At 55.7% G+C, this 1,207-nt stretch carries 1 rRNA gene; it reads left to right on the top strand.

The window, feature by feature from the left end:
* Positions 1 to 1,207: ribosomal RNA gene (locus tag B5M42_RS24965) — 23S ribosomal RNA — on the top strand; the annotation flags it as partial.

The raw sequence follows: 1,207 nt of genomic DNA, 5'->3' as shown, positions 1-1,207 counted from the left end.
AGAAAAGCCTCTAGCCAGGCGAAGGTGCCCGTACCGTAAACCGACACAGGTGGGCGAGAAGAGAATTCTAAGGCGCGCGGAAGAACTCTCGTTAAGGAACTCGGCAAAATGACCCCGTAACTTCGGGAGAAGGGGTGCCTCGGTAGGGTGAATAGCCCGAGGGGGCCGCAGTGAAAAGGCCCAAGCGACTGTTTAGCAAAAACACAGGTCTGTGCGAAGCCGCAAGGCGAAGTATACGGGCTGACGCCTGCCCGGTGCTGGAAGGTTAAGGGGAGCGGTTAGGGGTAACCCGAAGCTGTGAACCGAAGCCCCAGTAAACGGCGGCCGTAACTATAACGGTCCTAAGGTAGCGAAATTCCTTGTCAGGTAAATTCTGACCCGCACGAATGGCGTAACGACTTGGGCGCTGTCTCAACGAGAGATCCGGTGAAATTTTAATACCTGTGAAGATGCAGGTTACCCGCGACAAGACGGAAAGACCCCATGGAGCTTTACTGCAGCTTGATATTGGACTTTGGTACGGTCTGTACAGGATAGGTGGGAGCCATTGAAGCATGAGCGCCAGCTTGTGTGGAGGCGACGTTGGGATACCACCCTGATCGTATCGGAGTTCTAACCTGGCACCCTGAGCGGGTGTGGGGACAGTGTCAGGTGGGCAGTTTGACTGGGGCGGTCGCCTCCTAAAATGTAACGGAGGCGCCCCAAGGTTCCCTCAGAATGGTTGGAAATCATTCGAAGAGTGCAAAGGCAGAAGGGAGCTTGACTGCGAGACAAACAGGTCGAGCAGGGACGAAAGTCGGGCTTAGTGATCCGGTGGTACCGAATGGAAGGGCCATCGCTCAACGGATAAAAGCTACCCTGGGGATAACAGGCTTATCTCCCCCAAGAGTCCACATCGACGGGGAGGTTTGGCACCTCGATGTCGGCTCATCGCATCCTGGGGCTGAAGTAGGTCCCAAGGGTTGGGCTGTTCGCCCATTAAAGCGGTACGCGAGCTGGGTTCAGAACGTCGTGAGACAGTTCGGTCCCTATCTGTCGCGGGCGTAGGAAATTTGAGAGGAGCTGTCCTTAGTACGAGAGGACCGGGATGGACGTACCGCTGGTGTACCAGTTGTCTCGCCAGAGGCATAGCTGGGTAGCTATGTACGGAGGGGATAAGCGCTGAAAGCATCTAAGCGTGAAGCCCCCCTCAAGATGAGATTTCCCA

The sequence above is a fragment of the Paenibacillus athensensis genome, from assembly GCF_004514475.2.
GTDB lineage: Bacteria > Bacillota > Bacilli > Paenibacillales > NBRC-103111 > Paenibacillus_AL > Paenibacillus_AL athensensis.
The sequence above is the reverse complement of the archived record's forward strand: the minus strand, read 5'-3'. Positions and strand labels throughout refer to the sequence as shown.